Origin of the sequence: Bacteroides nordii (genome assembly GCF_019930665.1) — a bacterium.
In the GTDB taxonomy this organism is placed as follows: Bacteria; Bacteroidota; Bacteroidia; order Bacteroidales; family Bacteroidaceae; genus Bacteroides; species Bacteroides nordii.
The window spans coordinates 3246225-3271629 of record NZ_CP082886.1 but is presented as its reverse complement, the minus strand read 5'-3'; the positions used below and the strand labels follow the sequence as shown (position 1 = coordinate 3271629).

20 protein-coding genes are annotated in these 25405 nt (G+C 43.9%); 11 read left to right on the top strand and 9 right to left on the bottom strand.

The genetic code is table 11. The features are described 5' to 3' along the window. The first annotated feature begins 39 nt into the window (after nucleotides 1-39). Nucleotides 40-1101 (top strand): 3-isopropylmalate dehydrogenase, encoded by a 1062-nt coding sequence (gene leuB, locus K8P02_RS13045; protein WP_002560888.1) that lies wholly within the window; start codon nucleotides 40-42, stop codon nucleotides 1099-1101. 400 nt (nucleotides 1102-1501) lie between these two features. Here the strand turns inward: leuB and K8P02_RS13040 are convergent, their stop codons facing one another. Then, on the bottom strand, nucleotides 1502-2167 hold the full coding sequence (locus K8P02_RS13040; RefSeq protein ID WP_025868106.1) for a phosphatase PAP2 family protein: 666 nt from the start codon (nucleotides 2165-2167) through the stop codon (nucleotides 1502-1504). Nucleotides 2168-2218: 51 nt separating this feature from the next. Next, on the bottom strand, nucleotides 2219-4051 hold the full coding sequence (locus K8P02_RS13035; RefSeq protein ID WP_025868107.1) for an LTA synthase family protein: 1833 nt from the start codon (nucleotides 4049-4051) through the stop codon (nucleotides 2219-2221). Nucleotides 4052-4139: 88 nt separating this feature from the next. On the opposite strand from K8P02_RS13035, the gene cysK reads away from it, so the two are divergent. Both cysK and K8P02_RS13025 read left to right on the top strand, forming a co-directional pair. Next, nucleotides 4140-5090: a cysteine synthase A gene (gene cysK, locus K8P02_RS13030; RefSeq protein ID WP_025868108.1), complete on the top strand. Its 951-nt coding sequence runs from the start codon at nucleotides 4140-4142 to the stop codon at nucleotides 5088-5090. Between the two features lie 131 nt (nucleotides 5091-5221). Then, complete coding sequence (locus tag K8P02_RS13025; protein ID WP_025868109.1) at nucleotides 5222-6040, top strand: tetratricopeptide repeat protein; 819 nt, start codon at nucleotides 5222-5224, stop codon at nucleotides 6038-6040. Nucleotides 6041-6051: 11 nt separating this feature from the next. Here K8P02_RS13025 and recQ read toward each other — a convergent pair whose 3' ends face one another. Continuing rightward, nucleotides 6052-7857, bottom strand: a complete 1806-nt coding sequence (gene recQ, locus K8P02_RS13020) for a DNA helicase RecQ (RefSeq protein ID WP_223381346.1) — start codon at nucleotides 7855-7857, stop codon at nucleotides 6052-6054. A gap of 291 nt (nucleotides 7858-8148) precedes the next feature. Here recQ and K8P02_RS13015 point away from each other — a divergent pair, with 291 nt between their 5' ends. The 7 genes from K8P02_RS13015 (at nucleotide 8149) to hisS (ending at nucleotide 15898) form a co-directional block, all read left to right on the top strand. Next, nucleotides 8149-8616 carry a helix-turn-helix domain-containing protein gene (locus K8P02_RS13015; protein WP_002560894.1) on the top strand — a complete coding sequence of 156 codons (468 nt, stop codon included), beginning with the start codon at nucleotides 8149-8151 and terminating at the stop codon, nucleotides 8614-8616. A gap of 175 nt (nucleotides 8617-8791) precedes the next feature. Further along, nucleotides 8792-10843, top strand: a complete 2052-nt coding sequence (locus K8P02_RS13010) for a dipeptidyl-peptidase 3 family protein (RefSeq protein ID WP_025868110.1) — start codon at nucleotides 8792-8794, stop codon at nucleotides 10841-10843. 5 nt (nucleotides 10844-10848) lie between these two features. Beyond that, the gene (locus K8P02_RS13005; RefSeq protein WP_025868111.1) at nucleotides 10849-11508 is read left to right on the top strand and encodes a DNA alkylation repair protein; all 660 of its coding nucleotides are present in this window, start codon (nucleotides 10849-10851) and stop codon (nucleotides 11506-11508) included. A gap of 183 nt (nucleotides 11509-11691) precedes the next feature. Next, nucleotides 11692-12180, top strand: a complete 489-nt coding sequence (locus tag K8P02_RS13000; RefSeq protein WP_002560897.1) for a Fur family transcriptional regulator — start codon at nucleotides 11692-11694, stop codon at nucleotides 12178-12180. Next, the gene (locus K8P02_RS12995) at nucleotides 12177-13448 is read left to right on the top strand and encodes an adenylosuccinate synthase (protein ID WP_002560898.1); all 1272 of its coding nucleotides are present in this window, start codon (nucleotides 12177-12179) and stop codon (nucleotides 13446-13448) included. Before K8P02_RS13000 ends, K8P02_RS12995 begins: the two co-directional genes overlap by 4 nt. A 125-nt stretch (nucleotides 13449-13573) precedes the next feature. Continuing rightward, nucleotides 13574-14254: a zinc metallopeptidase gene (locus K8P02_RS12990; RefSeq protein ID WP_002560899.1), complete on the top strand. Its 681-nt coding sequence runs from the start codon at nucleotides 13574-13576 to the stop codon at nucleotides 14252-14254. 279 nt (nucleotides 14255-14533) lie between these two features. Beyond that, a complete protein-coding gene (gene hisS, locus K8P02_RS12985) occupies nucleotides 14534-15898 on the top strand; it encodes a histidine--tRNA ligase (protein WP_223381344.1) in 1365 nt (454 codons plus the stop codon). Between the two features lie 125 nt (nucleotides 15899-16023). Here hisS and hydF read toward each other — a convergent pair whose 3' ends face one another. The 4 genes from hydF to K8P02_RS12965 all read right to left on the bottom strand — a co-directional run bounded on the left by hydF (nucleotide 16024) and on the right by K8P02_RS12965 (nucleotide 21249). Continuing rightward, on the bottom strand, nucleotides 16024-17202 hold the full coding sequence (hydF, locus tag K8P02_RS12980; RefSeq protein WP_025868112.1) for a [FeFe] hydrogenase H-cluster maturation GTPase HydF: 1179 nt from the start codon (nucleotides 17200-17202) through the stop codon (nucleotides 16024-16026). A 120-nt stretch (nucleotides 17203-17322) separates the two neighbouring features. Further along, nucleotides 17323-18741 carry a [FeFe] hydrogenase H-cluster radical SAM maturase HydG gene (hydG, locus tag K8P02_RS12975; RefSeq protein WP_025868113.1) on the bottom strand — a complete coding sequence of 473 codons (1419 nt, stop codon included), beginning with the start codon at nucleotides 18739-18741 and terminating at the stop codon, nucleotides 17323-17325. 11 nt (nucleotides 18742-18752) lie between these two features. Continuing rightward, complete coding sequence (gene hydE, locus K8P02_RS12970) at nucleotides 18753-19799, bottom strand: [FeFe] hydrogenase H-cluster radical SAM maturase HydE (RefSeq protein WP_025868114.1); 1047 nt, start codon at nucleotides 19797-19799, stop codon at nucleotides 18753-18755. Next, nucleotides 19783-21249: a monomeric [FeFe] hydrogenase gene (locus K8P02_RS12965; protein WP_025868115.1), complete on the bottom strand. Its 1467-nt coding sequence runs from the start codon at nucleotides 21247-21249 to the stop codon at nucleotides 19783-19785. Before K8P02_RS12965 ends, hydE begins: the two co-directional genes overlap by 17 nt. Before the next feature lie 205 nt (nucleotides 21250-21454). Here K8P02_RS12965 and K8P02_RS12960 point away from each other — a divergent pair, with 205 nt between their 5' ends. Beyond that, complete coding sequence (locus tag K8P02_RS12960) at nucleotides 21455-21610, top strand: hypothetical protein (RefSeq protein ID WP_002560905.1); 156 nt, start codon at nucleotides 21455-21457, stop codon at nucleotides 21608-21610. Between the two features lie 160 nt (nucleotides 21611-21770). Here K8P02_RS12960 and K8P02_RS12955 read toward each other — a convergent pair whose 3' ends face one another. After that, nucleotides 21771-23615 carry a heparinase II/III domain-containing protein gene (locus tag K8P02_RS12955; protein ID WP_195351189.1) on the bottom strand — a complete coding sequence of 615 codons (1845 nt, stop codon included), beginning with the start codon at nucleotides 23613-23615 and terminating at the stop codon, nucleotides 21771-21773. Nucleotides 23616-23633: 18 nt separating this feature from the next. Continuing rightward, on the bottom strand, nucleotides 23634-24884 hold the full coding sequence (locus K8P02_RS12950) for a hypothetical protein (RefSeq protein WP_025868116.1): 1251 nt from the start codon (nucleotides 24882-24884) through the stop codon (nucleotides 23634-23636). Nucleotides 24885-25405: the final 521 nt, after the last annotated feature.

The window sequence follows — 25405 nt, the reverse complement described above, 5'->3', positions numbered from 1 at the left end:
TCACTAAAATTAATCACTAATCACTAATCATTAATTAACATGGATTTTAAAATTGCAGTATTAGCAGGTGACGGTATCGGACCCGAAATTTCCGTACAGGGGGTAGAGGTAATGAGTGCCGTTTGCGAGAAGTTTGGACATAAAGTAAATTATGAATACGCCATTTGTGGTGCAGATGCGATCGATAAAGTGGGGGATCCCTTTCCGGAAGAAACTTACCGTGTATGTAAGGAAGCAGACGCTGTACTTTTTTCTGCTGTAGGTGATCCGAAGTTTGATAATGATCCTACAGCAAAAGTTCGTCCGGAGCAGGGACTGTTGGCTATGCGTAAGAAGCTGGGACTTTTTGCCAATATCCGTCCGGTGCAGACTTTTAAATGCCTGGTTCATAAGTCTCCTCTTCGTGCGGAACTGGTCGAAGGAGCTGATTTCCTTTGTATTCGTGAACTGACAGGAGGTATGTATTTTGGTGAAAAATATCAGGATAATGACAAAGCCTATGATACGAATATGTATACTCGTCCGGAGATAGAGCGTATACTGAAGGTTGCTTTTGAGTATGCAATGAAACGCCGCAAGCATCTTACGGTGGTAGATAAGGCAAATGTTCTTGCATCCAGTCGTTTATGGCGTCAGATAGCACAAGAAATGGCGCCTGCTTATCCTGAGGTAACCACTGACTATATGTTTGTGGATAATGCAGCAATGAAAATGATTCAGGAACCGAAGTTCTTTGATGTGATGGTGACTGAAAATACTTTTGGCGATATCCTCACGGATGAAGGTTCGGTTATAAGTGGTTCTATGGGATTGCTCCCTTCTGCTTCAACCGGCGAAAGTACTCCGGTATTTGAACCTATTCATGGTTCGTGGCCGCAGGCAAAGGGATTGAATATTGCTAATCCGTTGGCGCAAATTCTGTCAGTAGCTATGTTGTTTGAGTATTTTGACTGTAAAGAAGAAGGAGCGTTGATTCGCAAAGCTGTAGATGCATCACTGGACGAAAAGGTACGTACTCCGGAGATTCAGGTAGAAGGTGGTGAAAAGTATGGAACCAAAGAAGTTGGTAAATGGGTGGTTGATTATATTAAGAAGAGCTGATGATCAGTAAAAGAACCTCGATACAAAAATAAAAAGGGCCTAAAGCTTGACTTTAGCCTTTGAAAATCGTATCTTTGCCATTGTAATCATAAAATATATTCAGTTAGATTACACTTGAAGGAGAAAGTTTATCGCTTTCTCCTTTTTTGTGTCTATATCCTATATAAAGCTTCTGAATAGGGTATTTATTACCGGTCAGAAGGTATGTTAGCCCAAATAAGAAGGTATGTTACGGTGAATCACATGCCGTGTTGCGCTAGATTACATACTATGTTGCGATGCAAGTGCCATTGTGTTGCGATGCAACATGCGGCAAGACGAAAAACTGAGTTTGTTTCGTTAAGAATCAATAAATCTGCTCTTGACAGAAATTCTGTCTACCTCTTTTTTCTGTCTCTTATTATATCACTTGTATAGTCGAGTAGATCAGTATGCCTATCACCGTTAGTAATCCTGTATAAATGATAACTTGTGTTTGACGTGCTTTTCTGAAGTCTTCTTTGGTAACTCTTGTGAGCAGATAGTACATCAACATAGCTCCACCTAATCCTACTAACATTCCTACCACTAAATCTCCCGGATAATGCAATCCCAGATAGATGCGCGTGTAGCAATTAACGGCTGCCCATGTACAAATGAAAATACTGAGCCAGCGTTTGCGGAACAGGAACACCAGAAAAAACGCTAAACCAAAAGAGTTGGAAGCATGGCAAGAGGGAAAACCGAAGCCACCTCCACGTCTTCCGTTGACGATATGTACGAGGTCTGCAATGGGACTGGCAGGGTTGGAAGGGCGGGGGCGTTCTACGATGGGACGAATGACGGTTGCACAAACCTGATCGGCGAAAGTGATAGTCAGCGCGATGCCTATGAGGCAGAATAGAACGACTTTCCAGTTGAAATTTTTAAGTAATACATATAGTATACTTGCGTACATGGGTACCCATATCCACTTTCCAGTGAAAACGGGCATGAAATAGTCTCCGAATGTATTGTGAAATCCATTCAGGTAAAGTAATAAATTCTGGTCTGCTTCAACAAGTGATTGTAATAGTCCGTATGTCATATTGTTTAATATTAATTCAAATTTAGAGTCGGTAGGGGAGAATAGAACAACTTATCTTTTTGCAATGTCATCATATAGCTTTTGCAAGTATGTTTTTCCCTTATCCAGATTTTCACCTTTGTGTGTACCTTCATCCAGTACAACAGAATTTGATTCGCAATCAAATACAACTGCGTTATCGGGTGTTACCATTCCGAATGCATTTGGGAATGTAAAGAATGCAAAGTGAGGAGAATCCGGGTTTAGCATGTTCTTACTGAAAGTAAATTCGTCATGAGGCAATCCTAACTGTGCCAATAAAGTAGCAGCGATATCTATCTGAGAACCGTAAGTCGTTATTTGTCTGGGCTCCTTAACTGCGCCTCCGGTGAGGATCAACGGAATAGTGTAGCGGGCAGGTGAGAGGTTGTTAATATCCTCCGGATAGACTCCCAAATGATCCGGTACAAGAATTACCACGGTGTTCTTCCAAAGCGGAGTTTCTTTGAGTTGACGCACGAAATCTCCGGCACAACTATCAGTATAGGCAAACGCGTTTAGTCTGGCGTTGGATAGTTTGCTGTAAGGCACTTCAAATGGTTCGTGGCTACTGGATGTTTGCAATATTTTGAAGAATGGTTCTTTTTGTGGTTTGGTTTTCAGATCGGTTATCATTCGATTGAATACGATGTGGTCATGGGCACCCCATTTACTGAGACGTTCGGATACAGGAAAATCATCCTCGGAAATAATGTCTTCAATGCCAGTGGAAACAAGGAATGAACGCATATTGGTGAAGTCGGCATCTCCCCCGTAATAATATTGCAGGTCGTATCCTGCTTTTTTCAGGCTGGCAGGAATAGAGGGCAGACTTTGGGTTTTGCGTGTATACTTCATGATACTGGTGGTAGGCTGCGCCGGATAGCCACTGATGATGGATACCAGTCCCCGGTCCGTACGGAAGCTATTGGCATAGAAATGGGTGAACAAAATTCCTTCATTGGCAAATTTGTCCATGTTGACTGCTATGCCTGGTTCTCCACCGAGAGTTTCCATTAAATGAGAAGAAAAGCTCTCGAGCACTATCATGATAATATTGGGATGCTCGGTATTAAATAATTGCGGGATAGAATCTGTAACAGGTTTATCTGTCAGTGCTGCGAACAGGTGGTCTGCCTCTTCGGCTGGCAGAAAACGATATTGTTTATTGAAAGCAACTTGCCGGGAGAAAGAGTCCATCAAGCTAAAACAAGGATTGATGGCTGCGTGATTCAGTTTCTGATTGGCGCTGAAAAAAACTTTTCCGAGGTTCATGGTTGCAACACTGAATCCTCCGCGTATGGGGATAAACAATAGGGCAGTGGCCAATAACAGAACGCCGGATACACTTACCCGGCGAAAAGGTATTTTCAAGGGGCGTTTGGCGTTGTTCAATATGAAAGATAATAAGAAATAGAGAAGTGCTGCATAAACTACCATGCCCAATATACCTCCCAATACTATCCAGATACTGACACTGGCCAGTGCGTCTTTGGGCGAAGAGAAGAAATAAAATAACGGTGTAGTGTCAAGCCGGAATCCCCAATAACCATATAATCCAAGATCGCTTATAAATATGCAGGAGAGTAATATGGATACTATTATGATATAGATGCGGCGTATCTGTTGTAGTTTTTTAGAATCAGTCCAGGCAGATGCTATCAGCAGCAATCCCGGGATTACAGTCAAATATCCTGCCATCGAAAAGTCGAGCGGAAGCCCATGCCACATTACACTAAACCATTCTGTCCATGATACCTTATCATATAAGATGTGATAGTAGGCCATAAATGCAGGCTTTTGCAGGATAAATATAAATACAAAAAGGAAATAAGTAGTAACGAATTGTATAAGTCTTCTTTTCATACTATATACTTAAAAAGATTGAACGTAGGCAAAGGTACTATACTTTTCTTTATCTTTGTGCATTAACTGACGTAAAACAGTGGTAATTATGAAAAAAATAGCAAAGAATCTGATCGGTTTGATAGGGCATACCCCTTTGATGGAGTTGTCTGGCTATAGTACAAAACATGGTTTGACTGGCAGTATTGTAGCAAAACTGGAAGCATTCAATCCGGCCGGAAGCGTGAAAGACCGTGTAGCACTTTCGATGATTGAAGATGCCGAAGAGCGTGGAATCCTTAAACCGGGAGCAACGATAATAGAACCTACAAGTGGAAATACCGGCGTAGGTCTGGCAATGGTGGCTACTATTAAGGGATATCATTTAATATTGACCATGCCCGAAACGATGAGTCTGGAACGTAGAAACCTGCTAAAAGCTCTGGGAGCGCAAATTGTACTGACAGATGGGCTGAAAGGAATGGCAGGTTCTATTGTAAAGGCGCAGGAGCTGAAAGCAACTATTCCCGGTTCGGTGATACTTCAACAGTTCGAGAATCAGTCTAATGCGGCAGTGCATCAGCATACTACAGGTGAGGAAATCTGGGAAGATACAGATGGGCAGATAGCTGTTTTTGTGGCCGGTGTAGGTACAGGTGGGACTGTATGTGGAGTGGCTCGCGCATTGAAGAAACATAATCCGAATGTTTATGTAGTGGCCGTTGAACCTGCTGCCTCTCCGGTGCTGGCAGGTGGAGCAGCAGCTCCTCATCGGATACAAGGTATTGGTGCAAATTTTATTCCGAAGATCTATGATGCTTCCGTAGTGGATGAGGTAATGGGAGTACCTGATGATGAAGCAATACGTGGTGGGCGTGAATTGGCGGCTACGGAAGGATTGCTGGCAGGAATATCTTCTGGAGCGGCTGTTTATGCGGCACGAAAGTTGGCAGAGCGTCCTGAATTTGTCGGAAAAATGATTGTGGCACTGTTGCCCGATACCGGTGAACGTTATTTGTCGACAGAACTGTTTGCGTTCGATGCTTATCCGCTTGAATAAATAGTGATTAGTGAGTAGTGAGTAGTGATTAGTGATAAGTGCCATGCGGGTCTCACCGTTCACTATCCCATTGCTACTCACTTATCACTACTCACTAATCACTTATCACTACTCACTAACCACTATTTAAGATGAAATCTATATTTATCCTTTTTCTTCTCTTTTTCTCTTTATCGCTTTCGGCACAAACCTATAGTGAGTTGTCGGAACAAGCTATTGATTGTATAGAGAAAGATAGCCTTGTTCGGGCGGAAGAACTCCTTGTTCAGGCCATGAAACTTGAACCTTCTAATCCTCATAATGCTTTGCTCTTTTCGAATCTAGGATTAGTACAGAAACGTTTAGGGCGTTATGATGATGCACTTCAGTCGTATACTTATGCACTAAACATTGCTCCTACTGCTGTGCCTATTTTGCTGGATCGTGCCGCTCTTTATATGGAAAAGGGAATGACGGATCGTGCTTATCTGGATTATTGTGAGGCTCTTGATGCCGACAAAGTGAATAAGGAAGCTTTGTTGATGCGTGCCTATATTTATACGATCAGACGTGATTATAAAGCTGCTCGTGCGGATTATGACCGCTTGCTGGAAATTGACCCGAAGAGCTATAGTGGACGCCTTGGGTTGGCTACTCTTGAACAGAAAGAGGGAAAATTTCGCGAGGCGCTTGAGGTAATTAATAAATTGCTGGTTGAGAATCCGGATGACGCGACTCTTTATGTGGCGCGTGCCGATGTAGAACGTGAAATGGAACATGTAGAATTGGCTCTTGTTGATCTAGGACAAGCTATCCGCTTATCGCCATCATTGATTGATGCTTATTTACTTCGGGGCGATATCTATCTGCTTCAAAAGAAAAAAGGTCTTGCCAAAACAGATTTTGAAAAGGCTATTTCACTTGGAGTACCGCAATCCGATCTCTATGAGAGATTGAAACAATGTAAATAGTATAAGGCTTTCTACTCGAACTGGCGTATTACTTCTACAAATTCTTTGCCGTATTTCTTCTTTTTAAACTCACCGATACCGCTGATGTTTCCGAATGCTTCAATTGTCATGGGGCGGGAAATACTAAGCAGGTGCAATACTTTGTCTGATAATACAATGTAGGCGGGTATTGCTTCCTGGTCTGCCAGTTGTTTACGAACTCTTCGCAGGGCTTCAAACAAATCTTTATTTTTCGTAGGAGATACTTCTAAAGATAGTTCCTGATTGGTAACAATTTTCATTTTTCTTCCTTTCCGATTTTCGTTTTCGTCTCGTTTTATAATCACTAATTTCGCCTTTTGACGTCCAAATAGTACGTCATTTCCGATTTCCGTAACTTTTAAGTGGTTATTTTCATTGTATGCAATTTCAAAGTACCCAATTTGCAACATTTGTAACAAATAATCCTGCCAGTCTCGTGCCGGAATATCTCTTCCGGCTCCAAAAGTTTTTAGTTTATCATATCCTTTTTCTGTTAATTCAGCGGAGAAAGATCCACGTAAAATGTCAATTAACATGCTTGTACCTATCTGCTGCCCGGTACGCGTAATTGCACTTAATGCTTTTTGTACGATAATGGTTCCGTCAAAACGTTCCGGAGGGTTTCTGCAAACGTCACAATTTCCACAATCTTCCTCTGATTTTTCTCCGAAATAACTTAGTAAGATACGTCTGCGGCAAATGTCTGCTTCGGCGTATTGCTGCATACGTTGCAACTTCTCAAGATTGATGGTTTGCTGCTTACTTTCGGTGGCAAACTTTGTCAGCAGAATTAAGTCTCCTAATGAATAGAACAAGACTGTATCGCTTGGCATTCCGTCTCTTCCTGCTCGACCTATTTCCTGATAAAAACTCTCGATGCTTTTGGGAAGATTATAATGAATCACCCAGCGGACATTTGACTTGTCAATGCCCATGCCAAAAGCGATTGTGGCACATACTACCTGGATGCGGTCGTTGATAAAATCGTCTTGTGTATTGTCTCGTTGGTATGCTGAAAGCCCGGCGTGATAGACTCCACAGCGTATTCCGTGTTTTTGTAACATCTGTGCTACAGTCTCCGTTTTACTGCGACTCATACAATAGATAATGCCGCTTTCATCGGCGTGGCGGTCAATAAATTCCAGTATTGCTTTACTCTTTTCTTTCTGTTGATAACCGCGCTTTACAGTGAGGCTGAGATTGGGGCGATCGAAAGAAGAAATGAATATTTTCGGGTCGGTCAGATGCAGTTGACGAATGATGTCTCCACGGGTAATTTTATCTGCCGTTGCTGTCAGTGCAATGATGGGTACCTTCGGAAACATCTGATGTAATATTCCCATTTGAGCATACTCTGGGCGGAAATCATGTCCCCATTGCGAAATGCAGTGTGCTTCGTCAATGGCAAATAGAGAAAGGTTCATATCACGTAGCAGGTAGTCTACTTCCGTAATCAGTTTTTCGGGGGATATATAGAGCAATTTTATTTTTCCTTCTATACAAGCGTGACGCAGATTGGCATTCTCTGTTTCATCATTACTGCTATTCAAGGCTCCAGCGGCTATTCCGTTGGCACGGAGTGCTTCTACCTGATCTTTCATTAGTGAAATGAGTGGTGACACTACTATAGCAGTTCCTTCGCAAAGCAGAGCCGGGAGTTGGTAGCAAATGGATTTTCCACCTCCGGTAGGCATTAGTACCAGACTGTCTTTCCGGTTCAGCAGATTCCGGATAATTTCTTCTTGTAAGGGGCGAAAACTTTCATAACCAAAGTAGGTCTTCAGCGTTTGGATCATGGTTCGTATATTGAGACTTTTTGCAAAGGTACTATTTTCTTTTATCTATCATATATGTATGTATAAGATGGACAGAAATAAAGTCTTTCCGTGGAAGAAAACGATATGCTAAAAAGTTAAAGTTTCTTATTATAGCGCTTCTTCTCCCCTATTTTGACGTTTTTAACTACTTTCCTATAAAAAATATATACGCAAAATTTGTGTATGTGAAAATAATGTATGAAATTTGTAACATAATAATGTTGTTACATTGTAGCAATAATTAAAAACAAACCCTAACCAGTTAATTCAATGAGTGATTTAGAAAACAAAAAACAGGAAGAGACTCCAAAAAAGCGCCCTTACAATCTGAGGGAGAAGAAGGAGAAAAAAGCTGCTTACCGTTCTTTAATAAGACCGGAATTGGCAGATGAGTTGTATGACAAGATATTGAATATCGTTGTCGTTCAAAAGAAGTACAGAGATCCGGATTATTCAGCAAAAGATCTGGCCAAAGAGTTGAAAACGAATACGCGTTATTTATCTGCAGTCGTTAATTCTCGTTTTGGACAGAATTATTCTTGTCTTTTGAATGAATATAGAGTGAAGGATGCTCTTCATCTTTTGACTGATAAGAGATATGCCGATAAGAATGTAGAAGAGATCAGTGCAATGGTTGGTTTTGCCAATCGTCAGTCTTTTTATGCTGCTTTCTACAAGAATGTAGGCAAGACTCCTAATGGTTACCGTAAAGAACACGTTGAGAATAGCAAAAAGTAATCACGTATTTCTTTAGTTGAATAAAAAAGGAAATATTCCGGACGAAAAGTTTCGGGATACTTCCTTTTTCATGTTTTTAGAAGATGGGATGAGGGGGATGAATTATAATTTATGAATTGATCGTTCATATAACTTATACATAATCCTATAACTTTATAACTCTTATATACTACTTATGAAAAATCATCTTATTATTTCAGTTGCTACTGCTGCTGTTTTATTGACAGGGTGTAGCGGGACTAAAAAAACAACTGCTCAGGCAGATAAATTTGATTATACAGTGGAACAATTTGCCGATTTACAGATATTGCGTTACCGGGTTCCGGGATTTGAGGACCTGTCGCTTAAACAGAAAGAGTTAGTTTATTATCTTACTGAGGCTGCTCTTGAAGGACGAGACATCCTTTTTGATCAGAATGGGAAATATAATCTTCGTATCCGCCGGATGCTTGAAGCGATATATACTAATTATAAAGGTGATAAAAACAGTGCCGATTTTAAGAATATGGAGACTTACCTTAAACGGGTGTGGTTCTCTAACGGTATTCATCATCATTACGGGTCTGAGAAGTTCGTACCCGGATTCTCTCAGGATTTTCTCAAACAGGCAGTGTTAGGTGTAGATCCTGCGCTACTTCCGTTAGTCGAAGGGCAAACCGTAGAACAGCTGTGCGAAGAGATCTTTCCGGTGATTTTTAATCCCACTATTATGCCCAAACGGGTCAATCAGGCTGATGGGGAAGATCTTGTGTTGACTTCTGCTTGCAATTATTATGATGGAGTGACCCAGGCTGAAGCTGAAGCGTTCTATACTAAGATGAAAGATCCGAAAGATGAGACTCCGGTTTCTTATGGTTTGAATAGCCGTTTAGTAAAGGAGAATGGTAAGATTCAGGAGAAAGTGTGGAAAGTAGGCGGACTTTATACGCAGGCACTTGAAAAGATTGTCTATTGGTTGAAGAAAGCTGAAGGTGTAGCCGAAGATGATGCTCAGAAAGCTGCTATCAGCAAACTGATTGAGTTTTATGAAACTGGTGATTTGAAGACCTTTGATGAATATGCCATTTTGTGGGTGAAGGATTTGAATTCCCGTATCGATGTGGTAAATGGGTTCACGGAAAGTTATGGTGATCCGCTTGGAATGAAGGCGAGCTGGGAGTCTTTGGTCAATTTTAAAGATCTGGTGGCTACGCAGCGTACTGAAATTATCAGTAGTAATGCGCAATGGTTTGAAGATCACTCTCCGGTGGAAGCACAGTTTAAAAAGAGTGAAGTGAAGGGTGTATCAGCAAAGGTTATTACTGCTGCTATTTTGGCAGGGGATCTTTATCCTGCAACAGCTATTGGTATCAACTTGCCGAATGCTAACTGGATTCGTGCTCATCACGGTTCAAAGTCTGTGACTATTGGCAATATTACCGATGCTTATAATAAGGCTGCCCATGGCAATGGTTTTAATGAAGAGTTTGTGTATAGTGATGCCGAACGGGAACTGATTGACCAGTATTCTGACCTGACGGACGAATTACATACCGATCTGCATGAATGCTTGGGACATGGTTCGGGTAAGTTGCTTCCGGGAGTGGATCCTGATGCATTAAAAGCTTATGGTTCCACTATTGAAGAAGCGCGTGCCGATTTGTTCGGTTTATATTATGTAGCTGATCCGAAGTTGATTGAGCTTGGGTTACTTTCTAGTGACGAGGCTTACAAAGCACAATACTATACATATCTGATGAATGGTCTGATGACCCAACTTGTACGTATTCAGCCGGGTAATACAGTGGAGGAGGCGCATATGCGTAACAGACAGCTCATTGCCCGATGGGTGTTTGAGAAAGGGGCTGCCGATAAGGTAGTAGAACTGGTGAAGAAGGACGGCAAAACATATGTTGTCGTGAATGACTACGAGAAGGTGCGTCAGCTTTTCGGTGAATTGCTTGCTGAGATACAGCGTATTAAATCTACCGGTGACTTTGCTGCTGCCCGTGCTTTGGTTGAAGATTATGCAGTGAAGGTAGATCCAGTGCTTCATGCCGAAGTGCTTGAACGTTATAAGAAACTGAATCTGGCTCCATATAAAGGGTTTGTTAATCCTAAATATGAGGCAGTTACTGATGCAAACGGAACGATTACTGATGTGAAGGTATCATACGATGAAGGTTATGCAGAGCAAATGTTACGCTATAGTAAAGATTACTCTCCGCTACCTTCAGTAAATAACTGATCTGAATGGATATAAAAGAACAATTAAAAGATATAAAGACACAGCTCCGGCTCTCTATGAACGGGGTTGTGTCTCAAAGTATGCGTGAAAAGGGACTGAATTATAAGCTCAACTTCGGAGTGGAATTGCCCCGTATCAAAAGCATTGCTGCTGCCTATGAAAAGAACCATGATCTGGCGCAGGCATTGTGGAAAGAGGATATTCGTGAATGTAAAATTCTGGCAGGCATCTTACAGCCGGTAGATACTTTCTTTCCGGAGATAGCCGATATCTGGGTAGAGAATATGCCGAATATCGAAATAGCAGAACTTACCTGTATGAATCTTTTTCAGAATTTACCGTATGCTCCTGCCAAGTCTTTCCATTGGATAGCTTCGGAAGAGGAGTATGCACAGGTTTGTGGCTTCCTTACCATTGCCCGTTTATTGGTGAAGAAGGGAGATATGGCCGAACGTCCGGCAGGAGAGTTTCTCGACCAGGCTATTTGTGCAGTGCTATCCGGCACTTATCATGTACGTAATGCTGCTTTGCTTGCTATCCGTAAATATATGCAACACAGCGAAGAACATGCTTTCCAGGTTTGTCGCCTGGTAGAAAGTATGAAAGACTCTACTGTAGAGGCTGAGCAGATATTATATAATATGGTGGCGGAAGAGGCGGAATAATTTAATAATGTACTAATGTGCCAATGTGCCAATTACTGTGCAGCATGATAGTGCAGTATATGGGTATATTGGCACATTGTTTAATGACACATTGACACATTATTAATTGGTACATTATTTCTCATATTATTTTTGCTTTCCGCAAAAAAGGCTTAACTTTGTTGGCGCTAATTTCGTGCCGATATGGAAACTCAGAACGTAAAAGATACGGTAAGACAGATATTTACAGAATATCTTAATGCGAACGGGCATCGTAAGACCCCCGAACGTTATGCCATACTTGACACTATATATTCCATAGATGGACATTTTGACATAGATATGCTCTATTCGCAGATGATGAACCAGGAGAATTTTCGTGTAAGTCGTGCGACACTCTATAATACCATCATTCTGCTTATTAACGCCCGGCTGATTATCAAGCATCAGTTCGGAACTTCTTCCCAATACGAGAAATCATACAATCGCGAGACGCATCATCACCAGATTTGCACGCAGTGTGGTAAAGTGACAGAGTTTCAGAATGAAGCGCTGCAAAACGCTATTGAAAATACCAGGTTAAGTCGGTTTCAGCTTTCACATTACTCCTTATATATTTATGGGGTATGCAGCAAGTGTGACCGTGCCAATAAACGGAAAAAAGTAAGTAACAACAATAAAAAAGAAAGATGAAAGTAGATGTACTATTAGGATTACAATGGGGCGATGAAGGTAAAGGTAAAGTAGTCGACGTATTAACTCCGAGATACGACGTGGTAGCACGTTTCCAGGGTGGCCCGAATGCCGGTCATACACTTGAGTTCGAAGGACAAAAATATGTGCTCCGTTCCATTCCTTCCGGTATTTTTCAGGGAGATAAGGTAAACATCATCGGTAATGGTGTTGTGTTAGATCCGGCTTTGTTTAAAGCAGAGGCTGAATCACTTGAAGCATCGGGACACAACTTAAAAGACAGACTGCACATTTCAAAGAAAGCGCATCTCATTTTGCCTACACACCGTATTCTCGATGCTGCTTATGAAGCTGCTAAGGGGGATGCTAAAGTAGGTACTACCGGAAAAGGTATTGGCCCGACTTATACTGATAAGGTGAGCCGTAACGGTGTTCGCGTAGGTGATATCCTCGATAACTTCGACCAGAAATATGCTGCTGCCAAAGCTCGCCACGAACAAATCCTGAAAGGACTGAATTATACATATGATCTGACAGAGATTGAAAAAGCATGGATGGAAGGTATTGAATACCTGAAGCAGTTCCATCTGGTGGACAGTGAACATGAAGTGAACAACTTGTTGAGATCGGGTAAGAGCGTTCTTTGTGAAGGTGCACAGGGAACAATGCTTGATATCGATTTCGGTTCTTATCCGTTTGTAACTTCTTCAAATACAGTTTGTGCCGGTGCTTGTACCGGTTTGGGAGTAGCTCCTAACCGTATTGGTGAGGTGTATGGTATCTTCAAGGCTTATTGTACACGTGTTGGTTCAGGTCCGTTCCCTACCGAGTTGTTTGATGAAACAGGCGATAAGATTTGTACACTGGGGCATGAGTTTGGTTCGGTGACGGGTCGTAAGCGCCGTTGCGGATGGATTGACCTGGTAGCGTTGAAATATTCTGTGATGATCAACGGAGTTACTAAGCTCATTATGATGAAGAGTGATGTACTTGATACATTTGAGACGATCAAGGCTTGCGTTGCTTATAAAGTGAATGGTGAGGAGATAGATTATTTCCCTTATGATATCAATGAAAATGTAGAGCCTGTATATGCCGAACTTCCGGGATGGCAGGTTGACATGACGAAGATGCAGAGTGAAGATGAATTCCCCGAAGAATTCAATGCTTATCTCTCTTTCCTTGAAGAACAGTTGGATGTAGAGATTAAGATTGTTTCAGTAGGTCCGGACAGAGAACAGACTATTGAAAGATATACGGAAGAATAAACGCATTTTTAGATAATTCTTCATAAAACAGGAGGGAAACTATTGTGATATACAAAGTTTCCCTTTATTTTTGGCAAGCTATTTGTACAGATGTTTGTAGTATTCATTTTAATTAAAGAAAGTATATGATATCGTATTGGGTATTATTTATCGGAATTGCCGTAGTAAGCTGGTTGGTACAGATGAACTTGCAGAACAAGTTCAAGAAATATTCTAAGATACCTACCGGAAATGGAATGACAGGACGCGACGTGGCTATTAAGATGTTGAATGATAATGGAATCTATGACGTCAAAGTGACTCATACTCCCGGACAATTGACTGACCACTATAATCCTGCCAATAAGACAGTGAACCTGAGTGAAGGTGTATATGAAAGTAACAGTATTATGGCTGCTGCCGTAGCTGCTCATGAGTGCGGACATGCTCTTCAGCATGCGCAGGCTTATGCTCCGCTGACGATGCGTAGCAAGCTGGTTCCTGTAGTGAGCTTTGCTTCTCAATGGATGACCTGGTTGTTGCTGGCAGGTATCTTGTTGTTGAATTCGTTCCCTCAGTTGTTGCTGGCAGGTATTATCTTGTTTGCTATGACAACTTTGTTCAGCTTTGTCACTCTTCCGGTGGAGATCAATGCAAGTAAGCGTGCATTGGTATGGTTGAGCGCTTCGGGCATCACGAATTCACGTAATCATGCACAGGCAGAGGATGCGCTTCGTTCGGCTGCTTATACGTATGTGGTAGCTGCACTCAGTTCTTTGGCTACGTTGATTTATTATATAATGATATTCCTCGGCAGAAGAGATTAATCTGCTTCTATTGTTTACCACAGAGGACACAGAGAGCACAGAGTTTTATTTTATTGAAACGCAGATTAACACAGGTTATCGCAGATTAAGATATTGTTATTCCTTGTCTTATATTTGTTTTTCTTTGCGTTAATCTGCGTTTTATATAGATAATAAGCTCCGTGCCTTCTGTGTCCTCTGTGGTGAAATATAGATACGAGCGAGATTAACCCCAGATTCCCATGAATAATCAATAATTTCCTATAACTTTGCAGTTCGATAAATAAAACAGTTAGATTTATGGCAGCAAAACCAAGTATACCGAAAGGAACACGTGATTTTTCGCCCGTTGAGATGGCGAAGCGTAACTACATATTCAATACCATCCGCGATGTTTATCATCTTTATGGATTCCAGCAGATAGAAACTCCGTCTATGGAAATGCTTTCTACCCTGATGGGAAAGTATGGCGATGAAGGCGATAAACTTTTGTTTAAGATACAGAATTCGGGAGATTACTTCTCCGGCATCACTGATGAAGAATTACTGAGCCGTAATGCAGCAAAGCTGGCAAGTAAGTTTTGTGAAAAAGGATTGCGTTATGACCTCACAGTTCCGTTTGCCCGCTATGTGGTGATGCACCGTGATGAAATCACTTTTCCTTTCAAGCGTTACCAGATTCAACCCGTGTGGCGTGCGGATCGTCCTCAGAAAGGGCGTTACCGCGAGTTTTATCAGTGCGATGCCGATGTGGTAGGTAGTGATTCATTACTGAACGAAGTAGAGCTGATGCAGATTGTAGATACGGTGTTCACCCGTTTTGGTATCCGTGTCTGCATTAAGATCAACAACCGTAAGATCCTGACCGGTATTGCCGAGATTATCGGTGAAGCAGACAAGATTGTAGATATTACGGTGGCTATTGATAAGCTTGATAAGATCGGGCTGGAAAATGTGAACAGAGAGTTAGCTGATAAAGGAATCAGTGAAGAGGCGATTGCCAAGTTACAGCCTATTATCTTGTTGAGCGGAACGAATGCAGAGAAGTTAGCTACTTTGAAAACCGTACTTGCCGACAGCGAAATCGGAATCAAGGGAGTAGAAGAGAGCGAGTTTATCTTGAATACGCTTACAGCTATGGGGCTGAAGAATGAGATTGAATTAGACCTTACGCTGGCACGCGGCTTGAATTATTATACAGGAGCTATTTTTGAAGTGAAAGCACTGGATGTACAGATTGGTAGCATTACCGGTGGTGGACGCTACGATAATCTGACAGGTGTATTCGGTATGGCCGGTATATCGGGGGTAGGTATCTCTTTCGGTGCCGACCGTATCTTTGATGTACTCAATCAGCTGGAACTTTATCCGAAAGAAGCTGTAAATGGTACGCAATTGCTCTTTATTAATTTCGGAGAGAAAGAAGCAGCTTTTTCAATCGGTATTCTGGCGAAGGCTCGTGCGGCCGGTATCCGTGCAGAGATTTTTCCGGATGCTGCAAAGATGAAGAAACAGATGAGTTATGCCAATGCGAAGAACATCCCGTTTGTAGCTATTGTAGGCGAGAATGAGATGAATGAAGGCAAAGCGATGTTGAAAAATATGGAAACGGGAGAACAGCACCTTGTTTCGGCAGAAGAGCTGATTGAAACCCTTTTGAAATAGGCTTTTCGCTCCCCGGAGCTGAGGACCTTGCTCCCCGGAGTCGAACCATCTCCTCCCCGGAGCCGAGAGATATCCTCCCCGGTGCCGCGTAAATGGCGTAGCACCGGGGAGTTTTTTTATGCTTTTCAGAGTTCTATTTTGTCAAGTATTCCGCTTAGCCAGGCGATGGCTATTCCATAGTTTGTCATAGGTACTTTCTGTTCTTTGGCCTGTGCGATCCGGCTGAGTACATATTTCCGGTTGAACATACAAGCGCCACATTGGATGATAAGGTCGTACTTCTCCGGATTGGCCGGGAAATCATTGCCCGATACGATGTCTATCTGCAATCCTTCGCCTATTTTCTGGCGGAGCATACGAGGGAGTTTCACCCGGCCGATATCTTCCGACAGGGGGGCGTGCGTACAGGCTTCGGCTATCAGTACACGGGAGGTTTCTTTCAGCGTACCTATAGTGGCTGCACTGGCGGTGTAGTAGCCGATATCTCCTTTATAAGCGGCAAAGAGCACAGAGAAGGAAGTCAGTTTGCTTTCTGCCGGTTTCCGTTCATATACGGTTTTGAAGACTTGTGAGTCGGTAATTATCAACTTTGGAGGGCGGGAGAGAGCCTGAAGAGTAACCTCCATCTGGTCGGTAGTGCAACTCACGGCAATGCATTTCTTATCCAGCAGTTCCCGCAGGGTCTGTGCCTGTGGGAGAATGAGCCGCCCTTTCGGTGCCTGTATATCCTGCGGCATGACAAGTAAAACGAGGTCACCTGCCGAAACAAACTTTCCTGTGATGCTTTGTGCATCGAAGTCTTCGGGTAGACGCCGGATGATAGCCCGGCGAATGTCTTCCATACCTTGCCGGGTGTTTGCACTGACGATGAGGGGAGATTCTCCGGTCTTATTCTTTATGGCTGAGGCTATGGACGCTGCATCTTCCAGAATATCTGCTTTATTGAGCAGCAAGATTACCGGGATATTCTTTTCTTTCAACCGTTGTATCCATTGAAGCTCTTTGTCCATATCCGGATGGCAGAGCAGGAGGGCAATGTCTGTTTTTTCGGCTGCTTTCAGGGTGCGGGTCATCCGCATTTCGCCCAGCTCACCTTCATCGTCATATCCCGGAGTGTCGATAAAGAGGCAAGGGCCGACGCCCTGAATTTCCATTGCTTTGAGCACAGGATCGGTCGTTGTTCCCGGAGTATCGGAAACCAGTGCTACATCTTGTCCCGTCAAAGCATTGATAAGGGAAGATTTACCACTGTTTCGCCTTCCGAAGAGGGCGATATGGAGGCGGTTGGAATTGGGAGTCATCATAATTAATTAGTTGACAGTTGATAATTGACAGTTGATAATTGACAGTGGGCAGTTAGCTGCGCTATCATTGCTGCGTAATATCGCGCAGCTAACTGTCAATTGTCCACTGTCAATTGTCCATTAAAAACGAAAGTCCCTTTTCCCTCCAGCTATTTCTTTCAGGTTTCTCAGGGCTATTTCTTTTATCTTCGGGTTGGGGATTTTTCCGGCTTCTCGTATGATCAGTTCTTCTCCTTTGGCACGTGTGGCGGGTGAGGCATAGTCTTCCAGATATTCTTTCAGGGTAACCAGTGCATTCGGAGCGCAGCAATTAGCTATCTGCCCGGATTTGACGAGTGACATGAACCGGTCGCCCGTTCTCCCTGCCCGGTAGCAGGCGGTACAGAAGCTGGGGATGTACCCCATATCGAGTAGCCAGCCCACAATTTCGTCCAGCGTGCGTGTGTCGCTCAGGTCAAACTGAGCAGAGTTTTCCGATAATGGCTCCGGTTCGGCATAACCGCCTACGCTGGTTCGCGAACCTCCGCTGATCTGTGATATACCGATATCAAGCACTTGCCGACGCGATTCCTGCGATTCGCGGGTGGAAATGATCATCCCTGTATACGGCACGGCAATGCGGATCACTGCCACGATGCGGCGGAAAATCTCATCCGATATGGAGTTGGGAAAGTCTGCCGTATCAATGTCGTCCGCCGGACAGATACGTGGCACGCTAATCGTGTGCGGCCCTACTCCGAAAGTGGCTTCAAGGTGCTCTGCATGCATCAGCAGGCCCACAAAGTCATATCGGAATGTATTCAGACCGAAGAGTACTCCGATACCGACATCATCAATACCTCCCTGCATGGCGCGGTCCATGGCTTCGGTATGCCAGGCATAGTTACTTTTGGGGCCGGTGGGGTGGAGGAGCTCGTAATTTTCCTTGTGATAGGTCTCCTGAAAGAGGATATAGGTGCCGATTCCTGCATCTCTCAGTCGGGTATAGTTCTCTACTGTTGTAGCTGCAATATTCACGTTTACCCGGCGGATTGCCCCGTTCCTGTGTTTGATGCTATAGATGGTATCGATGGATTCAAGAATGTACTCAATTGGGTTGAGAAGCGGATGTTCTCCGGCTTCCAGTGCGAGGCGTTTGTGCCCCATGTCCTGTAAGGCGATTACTTCCCGGCGGATCTCTTCCTGTGTGAGCTTTTTGCGGGCAATGGTTTTATTCTTCAGGTGATAGGGGCAGTAGGTACAACCGTTGACGCAATAGTTGGAGAGATAAAGCGGTGCAAACATTACAATGCGGTTGCCGTAGAACTTCTGTTTGATTTCTTTGGCGAGGTGGAAGATGCGGTCTGTCAGTTCCGGCTGATCGCACTCTAATAGCAAGGCTGCCTCGCGGTGAGTGAGTCCTTTACATTGGGCGGCTTTGGTTATTAATTGCTCAATGAGCGCATGATTGTTTTTATTGGCACGGGCATATTCCAGTGTGTCCAAAACCTCCTGATGATTGATAAACTCTTCCGCTTTCTCCGAATCTACTCTATACATGGTTCAATAATTTATAGTTTATATTTCCCGAAGTCCCCTCTGTCGGTAACAATTCTGTAGCTGATGGCAGACAACTGTTGGTCCAATGCCGCAAGCCCTTCGGCAGCTTCGGCACCCAGAGAGGCTTTGTTGTTATATAGTTCGTACTTTCCCCTTACTTCCTGTGGGGAGAGGTTGGGCATCACTACATTGGCTCCTGCCAATATTCCCCGTTCGCGTCCGTCGGCGGCGAGGGTGGCGAGTGCCGTTGTCGCGGGGATAAGTGCTTGCGGATGCATCAGCCGGAAGATAGACAGCAGTCGTAACGTTTGTTCTACACTTCCCGAAGGCGACCCGGCAAAAGGGGTATTGGGATGCGGAATAAAGGGACCGATACCGATCATCTGCGGGCTGAAACGCTCTATGAACCGAATATCTTCAATGAGATGTTCCGTTGTCTGTCCGGGGCTTCCCACCATGATGCCCGTTCCCGTCTGATAGCCTATTTCCTTCAGCCATTGCAGGCATTGCAGGCGGGTATCCTGCCGCATTTCTGCCGGATGCAATTGGCGGTAATGCTCTTTATTATAGGTTTCGTGGCGCAACAGATAACGATTGGCCCCGGCACGGAAGAAGCGTTCATACTCCTCGCGTGACTTCTCCCCCAAAGACAGCGTGATGGCACAATCCGGAAACTCCCCTCTGATGGCCGCCACAGTCCCCTCGATCCAGTCGGAAGATTGTGCCGCATCTTCACCACCTTGCAGCACAAAGGTACGGAATCCGAGTTTATATCCCTGTCGGCAACAGTCGAGAATCGTTTCCCGGCTAAGCCGGTAGCGTTCCACCTGTATGTTTCCTTTTCGTATGCCACAGTAGTAGCAGTTGTTCCGGCAGCAGTTGCTTATTTCAATCAGCCCCCGGATGTAGATGTTGTTTCCGAAATTTTCCAGCGCCACTTCACGGGCCTGGGCATACAGATACGAAAGGACGTCTGGAGCCCGGCACGTCAGAAGCGCTTTGTAACCTTCCGGTGGGAGGCTATGTTCTTGTTTGAGTCTGTCAACTCCTATTTTCATAGGTCTCTTTTCGTTTGAGCAAATCCTGTACTAACTGTCGGCGGCCGGAAACAATATCATTGTGCGTGCTTGGTCCGGTGATACATCCTCCTTCGCAGGCCATAACTTCGATGAACTGTCCTGCTGCCTTGCCCGTTTTGGCACAAGCACGCAGCAGTGCTATGTTTTTCTTATTGATGTCCGATACCTGAAGTGCGCTTATTTTATCAGCTTCTTCTTTCAGATAGGCTTTGACAGCTCCCATCACACCGCCTGCCTGGGCAAAACCGTGTGCTTCGCGAACAGAGGTATATACCAAAGAGAACGGTTGTGTCTGTTCCAGCTGAATGTCCATTCCGTCGAGAATGGAACCTATCTCCTCAAATGTAAGGATGAAGTCCACAGCTTCGTCCCGGCGTATCTCTTTGCGTTTGGCTACACAAGGGCCAACGAATACAATCCGGGCGTCCGGATGCTTTGCTTTGGCAATACGTGCAGCGTAGTACATGGGCGATCCGGTAGCAGACACATACGGTTTCAGTTCCGGGATGTGCTTTTCTACCAGTTCGATGTAAGACGGGCAGCAAGAAGTGGTCATAAAAGCCTGGCCTTCTTCCAGTTTTTCCAGTAACTCGTGGGCTTCGTTGCTGGTGGTATCCATGGCACCCTGTGCCACCTCTATCACATCTGCGAAACCAATTTCGCGGAAGGCACCGTATACATGTTCTATACTTGTCTTAAACTGTCCGAGGATGGAAGGTGCTACGATGGCTACCATTTTCTCTCCTTTACGGATACGTTGCAGGATGTCAAAAGCCTGTGATACTTCGAAAATTGCACCGAACGGACATGCGTTCATACATTTTCCGCAATAGATACATTTGTCTTCATTTATATGCTCAATACCGTTCTCGTCTTTACTGATGGCTTTCACCGGACAGGCTTCTTCACAGGGGACAGGGATGTAAACGATGGCGTGATATGGGCAGCTTCTGTGGCATATACCACAACTGACGCAAGTGTCGTGGTCAATCATCGCCTGCCCGTTTTTCTTGAAGCGGATCGCATCTTTAGGGCAGTTCATGTAACAACTGCGTGCCACGCATCCACGGCACAGATTGGTTATCTCATAGTTGATTTGTACGCAAGACGAACAGGCTTCGTCTATCACGCAGAAGATGTTTTCTTTGGTACATTCTTCTCTTTCCAGTGCTTGTCGGGCATATTCCGAAAGGTTAGTCAGTTCGTCATGCTCATCTGTCATGTCGAGTCCCATCAAGGGGAGACATTTGTATTTCCATACAGCGCGTTCCTTATGGACGCAGCAACGGCCCAGAGGTTTCGATTTTTTGGGACTAAGTTCAATGGGAACCCGGTCAATTTTGTCAATTAATTCATCTTTCTTCCAGAGTCTTACGAGGTCCGCCAGCAGTTTGTGGCGAACGATCATAACGTTGTTAGTAAATGCCATAATGTTTTTTTAGGGTTGTTAGGGGCTGCAAAGATAGTGAACTGTTTGCTGAAAAACTAATATTCGTTAAAGATGATTGTAATATGTACTGCGGGTTATTGAAAATAGAAACGTTACCGGTTTGTAAGCGTATTGTAAAGTCCGGACTTTACTTTTGTAACATGAATGTTTTACCGGATTAATTCATAATGAGGAGGTAACTGATATGAATAAGAATGAATGGATACAAAGAAGCCGCTTTGCCATGATTGGTACATTGATGACGATTGCAAGCCTGATGTTTTTGTTTTACATAGGTAGTTCGCTTATGGGCACTACAAAGAAGTACCATGCACAGGAGATAACACAGAGCCTGTTCTGATAATATGTTTCACCACAGAGGACACGGAAACATAGAGTTTTAAATCTCTGATGAAACGCGGATGGACACAGATTATCGCAGATAAAAATTCGGTTATTCTTTCTCTTATTTTTGTTTTCCTTTGCGACAATCTGTGTTCAGCGTTTCAATGAACCATCGCCTACCGAACCTCTCCGTGCGGGATGCACCGTACTTTTAATGTTTCCTTTTGTCCTGCTTTCAGCCCCGTATCAAAGAAAATACGAACCGAACCGGGATTGGGTGAATCATAACTCTGTACCGGTGTATTATCGGCTACGGAGAAGGAAGCGGAGGCCGGACTATCGATAATCAGATGTAACTTTTTACCTTCTTTGGTCAACTCTATCGTATGCGGATCCAGCACTTTCGGAGCGGCGGAAGTGACCAGTGTCCAACGGACAGAGGCAGGTTTTGCAGCAGCCTGTACCCGGTCTGTTATTTGTAGATAATTCTCTTTGATAAGAACCACCTCTCTTGTAGCCTTTTTCAAATCGCCTTCAAACAGCGAAGTCAAGTCTACCGTAGCTCCCAGCTTGTCATCTTTCGTATAGGTTTTCGTGATAGGGGCAAAACCTTTCACATTATGTTTCTTACCGTTTACGGTTAGTGTATTGTGCACAAAATTGTTATAGCGGAAGATATCCCAGCGCTGTCCGTCCTGGTTGCTATCCCACAAACGCACATTCTCTTTCTCCAGCGAATAATATTCCTGCATACCCAAATCCTGAGCCCAGCGTACTCCCAACGCTTCGAATACAAAAGAGCCTGCATCCATATGTGCATGGCTGGTAGAGGCAGTTCCGCCTTTGATACCCACATAGCATCCTTCACCTTCTTTCCAGGAAGTGTGTACCAGTGCTACAGGAGTTTTACCATGTCCTACCCATATTTTGGCAGTCGGGGGAGTAACTTCCTTCATGTCAATAAGAGAACCGTAAATGAGTATAATGGGCAGAAAACGGGTCTCTTCGGCTGTGAAATGAGTATCTGCACGTGATAAGAATATCTTCTCATTCCATAGCAAAGAAGGATCTTTCTGGCGGGCAGCGAACCAGAAGGTAGCCGGTAAAGCCTGGATGGTTTCGCGTGCATCGCTGAAGTTAAAGGCAAGTCCGGTAGTTCCTGCCATGTATTCCATATAGCGGGCGGACTCCATAAAGCCTTCTACCTTGCACAATCCGCCGTCGGAACCTAAGGCAGACTCCAGTGCAGCAATCAGGAAAACATTAAAGGTGGTTCCGTATCCCCAGTAGTTGTATCCTTCCGGATAGTTACCGTCCGGCGCATATCCTTTCACCGAAATGCCGATGGTAGACATAGCCCGTTCGATGATTTCTATCGCTTCTTCCCGATGATCCTCCATTATAGCGAGTGCTCCGTATACCATACCGGCGTTGCAAACCTGGTTCCAGTTATTCTCTGTCCGCAGGAAAGAATTGTACTGGCGGTCTTTGGACGGGGCAAAACCTTTATTCAGAATCGATTCTTTAATCAGTTTCTTTGTTTCGGGCTGCAACTTATCATAAAGCCAGTCATAACCTAAAGAGACAGCCAGCGTCATCTCTCCCGTATCCAGAAAGTGAGAGGGATTCCAGTCCTGAAAAGAGCAAACGGCAATCATCTCCTGCTCGGCACGCAACCGGTATTTTTCATCATTCGTCATTCGGTAGACGAACGAAAGGTAGAAAATACGTCTTAGCGCTTCGCGGGATACAGCTAAAAGGCGGCGTCCCTCTTTCTTGTAGACTAATGTGGGCTGGGTGAGTAATTTGTCGGATTCATCCAGCATGTAATTATACACCCGTTGTAGTTCGACGCTTTCGCTGAGGCTTTTGTGAATACGTTGTTCTTCGCCTTGTTTCAGCAACAAGCGGGGATGCTCTTGCAGTTGGCTGTAATTGAACGTTTGCGCTTTAAGGTGTGTTGCACTTCCTATGCACAGGCACAGACAAGTGTAAATAAGAACAAGTACTTTGTTATTCATGGCCGGGATAAATTAGTATTAAAACATAAACATGGCGACTCCTACAATACGGTTGTTGCAGACGGAATGGGTATCTTTTATTTTTCCGTTAGAGGCATCCATTGAACCGTACCAGGCAGAACTTAATGTATATTCGAGTCCGAATTTCCAGTGGGCTACATTGTAAGTAAGTTCGGCTCCTGCCATTACTACCTGGTCAACATCGGTTCCTGTACCGTAAAGTTTGGTGGCGGCATCACCTGTTCCTAAATTTTTGGTATATCCTAAGAAGATACCCGGTTTCCACTTCTGACCGTACACTACGTTAAGCCATGAGCTGGAATTCAGAATAGAAGCATACTCCTGTTCACCGGTCAGCTTGTCTATTGCTTTAACACCGTAACCACCTAACATAGAAGTTTGGGTCAGGTTGCTGCCAAGTACACTTTTGGCTGCAATGAACCAGTTTTTATTGGTGTATCTCACATGTGCCTCGTAGGAGAGGGTAGTGATACGTTCGTCTACTTTATAGGTATGGGATATCACCTCTTGAGAATCGTTATCAGAACCAACGGGTACTGTCGCTTCCGTTCTTGGCTTGATAGATAACAGTTCAATACCCACGCCTGCCAGCCAGTTCTTGGCTTTATAGTCTATACCGGCATAAATCTCCGGTACGCAACTGTTTTTAATATAATTCTGGCTCTTTACATTATTCGGTCCTACCGACAGATATTGTGACTGCCAGATAGCTGCTGCGGTCAGTTGCATGTTCTTGTTCTTGAATTGATAGCGTATCTGCGGAGCACGGCTGAAAGGCTGAAAAGGTGCTCCTACCGATAAATTCAATATTTGTGGAGAGACATCACCAAACAGGGGATGCCAGGTCTGTCCCAATAATAGAGCAGATTTCCCCCAGTCCAGATTCAGATAGGCGTGTCTTAGGCGAACAGTGGAATAGCTTGTTCCTGAACCTCTGAAGTCTACTTCTACTTTGGCTGATGTTTTGGCTTTTCCGAGTTTCGGACCGGTCACATCCACTCCAAGCCGGGTGTATAAGGTATAAAAACTTCCATTAGCAGTCGCATTCAGGTCTTTACCATTTGCATCCAGTCTTTCGTCGAGCGGATACATGTAGAATAGACCGTCTACTGTTTCCTGATTGGCCCGGCTATTATAATAAAGGTCTGTGCGGATCTGACCATAAAATTTATAACTGAAATCTTTCTTCTGGGCCGATCCGTTTATTGCTGCCAGAAGGCATACTGTAAGTAGTAGATTCTTTTTCATAAGTAAAATGTTTGCGTAAAATGACGTGCAAAGGTACATAATTTATTCTGTAATTTGATTTGATTCAAATGGGAATAGTTTTGAGTGCATTTCACTACAGAGTAACACAGAGTTTAAATCTTTATTGAAACGCGGATAAACGCAGATTTTCGCAAAGGGAAACAAATCTAAGATAAAGAAATACAGTATTTCAATCTGTGTTTCTGTGTTAATTCGCCTTCCATCAGATAGATAGTACTCTGTGGAACTCTGTGTGGGTTTTACTCATTTCCGATCTGTTTTGAACTTAATGGCGTTTGTCATTGCTATCAGTCTCTTTCTCCGGTATTGATAAAGCTCTATCTCGTAGAGTAACGTATGAAGCCTCGGTGTGTAACGTTGTTTTAGATGTACATGTAAAGCGGTACGACATGTGCATCTCGTACAGTACGACATGTGCATCTCGTGCAGCTTTACATGTACATGTAAAACAAGACTGTGTACCGGGAAACAGGGCCGACGCATTAAATAATTTACTATTG

Excerpts from the sequence above, each read along its gene's own strand:
- leuB (WP_002560888.1), top strand. The coding sequence starts at position 40 with ATGGATTTTAAAATTGCAGTATTAGCAGGTGACGGTATCGGACCCGAA.
- K8P02_RS13040 (WP_025868106.1), bottom strand. The coding sequence starts at position 2,167 with ATGACATACGGACTATTACAATCACTTGTTGAAGCAGACCAGAATTTA.
- K8P02_RS13035 (WP_025868107.1), bottom strand. The coding sequence starts at position 4,051 with ATGAAAAGAAGACTTATACAATTCGTTACTACTTATTTCCTTTTTGTA.
- cysK (WP_025868108.1), top strand. The coding sequence starts at position 4,140 with ATGAAAAAAATAGCAAAGAATCTGATCGGTTTGATAGGGCATACCCCT.
- K8P02_RS13025 (WP_025868109.1), top strand. The coding sequence starts at position 5,222 with ATGAAATCTATATTTATCCTTTTTCTTCTCTTTTTCTCTTTATCGCTT.
- recQ (WP_223381346.1), bottom strand. The coding sequence starts at position 7,857 with ATGATCCAAACGCTGAAGACCTACTTTGGTTATGAAAGTTTTCGCCCC.
- K8P02_RS13015 (WP_002560894.1), top strand. The coding sequence starts at position 8,149 with ATGAGTGATTTAGAAAACAAAAAACAGGAAGAGACTCCAAAAAAGCGC.
- K8P02_RS13010 (WP_025868110.1), top strand. The coding sequence starts at position 8,792 with ATGAAAAATCATCTTATTATTTCAGTTGCTACTGCTGCTGTTTTATTG.
- K8P02_RS13005 (WP_025868111.1), top strand. The coding sequence starts at position 10,849 with ATGGATATAAAAGAACAATTAAAAGATATAAAGACACAGCTCCGGCTC.
- K8P02_RS13000 (WP_002560897.1), top strand. The coding sequence starts at position 11,692 with ATGGAAACTCAGAACGTAAAAGATACGGTAAGACAGATATTTACAGAA.
- K8P02_RS12995 (WP_002560898.1), top strand. The coding sequence starts at position 12,177 with ATGAAAGTAGATGTACTATTAGGATTACAATGGGGCGATGAAGGTAAA.
- K8P02_RS12990 (WP_002560899.1), top strand. The coding sequence starts at position 13,574 with ATGATATCGTATTGGGTATTATTTATCGGAATTGCCGTAGTAAGCTGG.
- hisS (WP_223381344.1), top strand. The coding sequence starts at position 14,534 with ATGGCAGCAAAACCAAGTATACCGAAAGGAACACGTGATTTTTCGCCC.
- hydF (WP_025868112.1), bottom strand. The coding sequence starts at position 17,202 with ATGATGACTCCCAATTCCAACCGCCTCCATATCGCCCTCTTCGGAAGG.
- hydG (WP_025868113.1), bottom strand. The coding sequence starts at position 18,741 with ATGTATAGAGTAGATTCGGAGAAAGCGGAAGAGTTTATCAATCATCAG.
- hydE (WP_025868114.1), bottom strand. The coding sequence starts at position 19,799 with ATGAAAATAGGAGTTGACAGACTCAAACAAGAACATAGCCTCCCACCG.
- K8P02_RS12965 (WP_025868115.1), bottom strand. The coding sequence starts at position 21,249 with ATGGCATTTACTAACAACGTTATGATCGTTCGCCACAAACTGCTGGCG.
- K8P02_RS12960 (WP_002560905.1), top strand. The coding sequence starts at position 21,455 with ATGAATAAGAATGAATGGATACAAAGAAGCCGCTTTGCCATGATTGGT.
- K8P02_RS12955 (WP_195351189.1), bottom strand. The coding sequence starts at position 23,615 with ATGAATAACAAAGTACTTGTTCTTATTTACACTTGTCTGTGCCTGTGC.
- K8P02_RS12950 (WP_025868116.1), bottom strand. The coding sequence starts at position 24,884 with ATGAAAAAGAATCTACTACTTACAGTATGCCTTCTGGCAGCAATAAAC.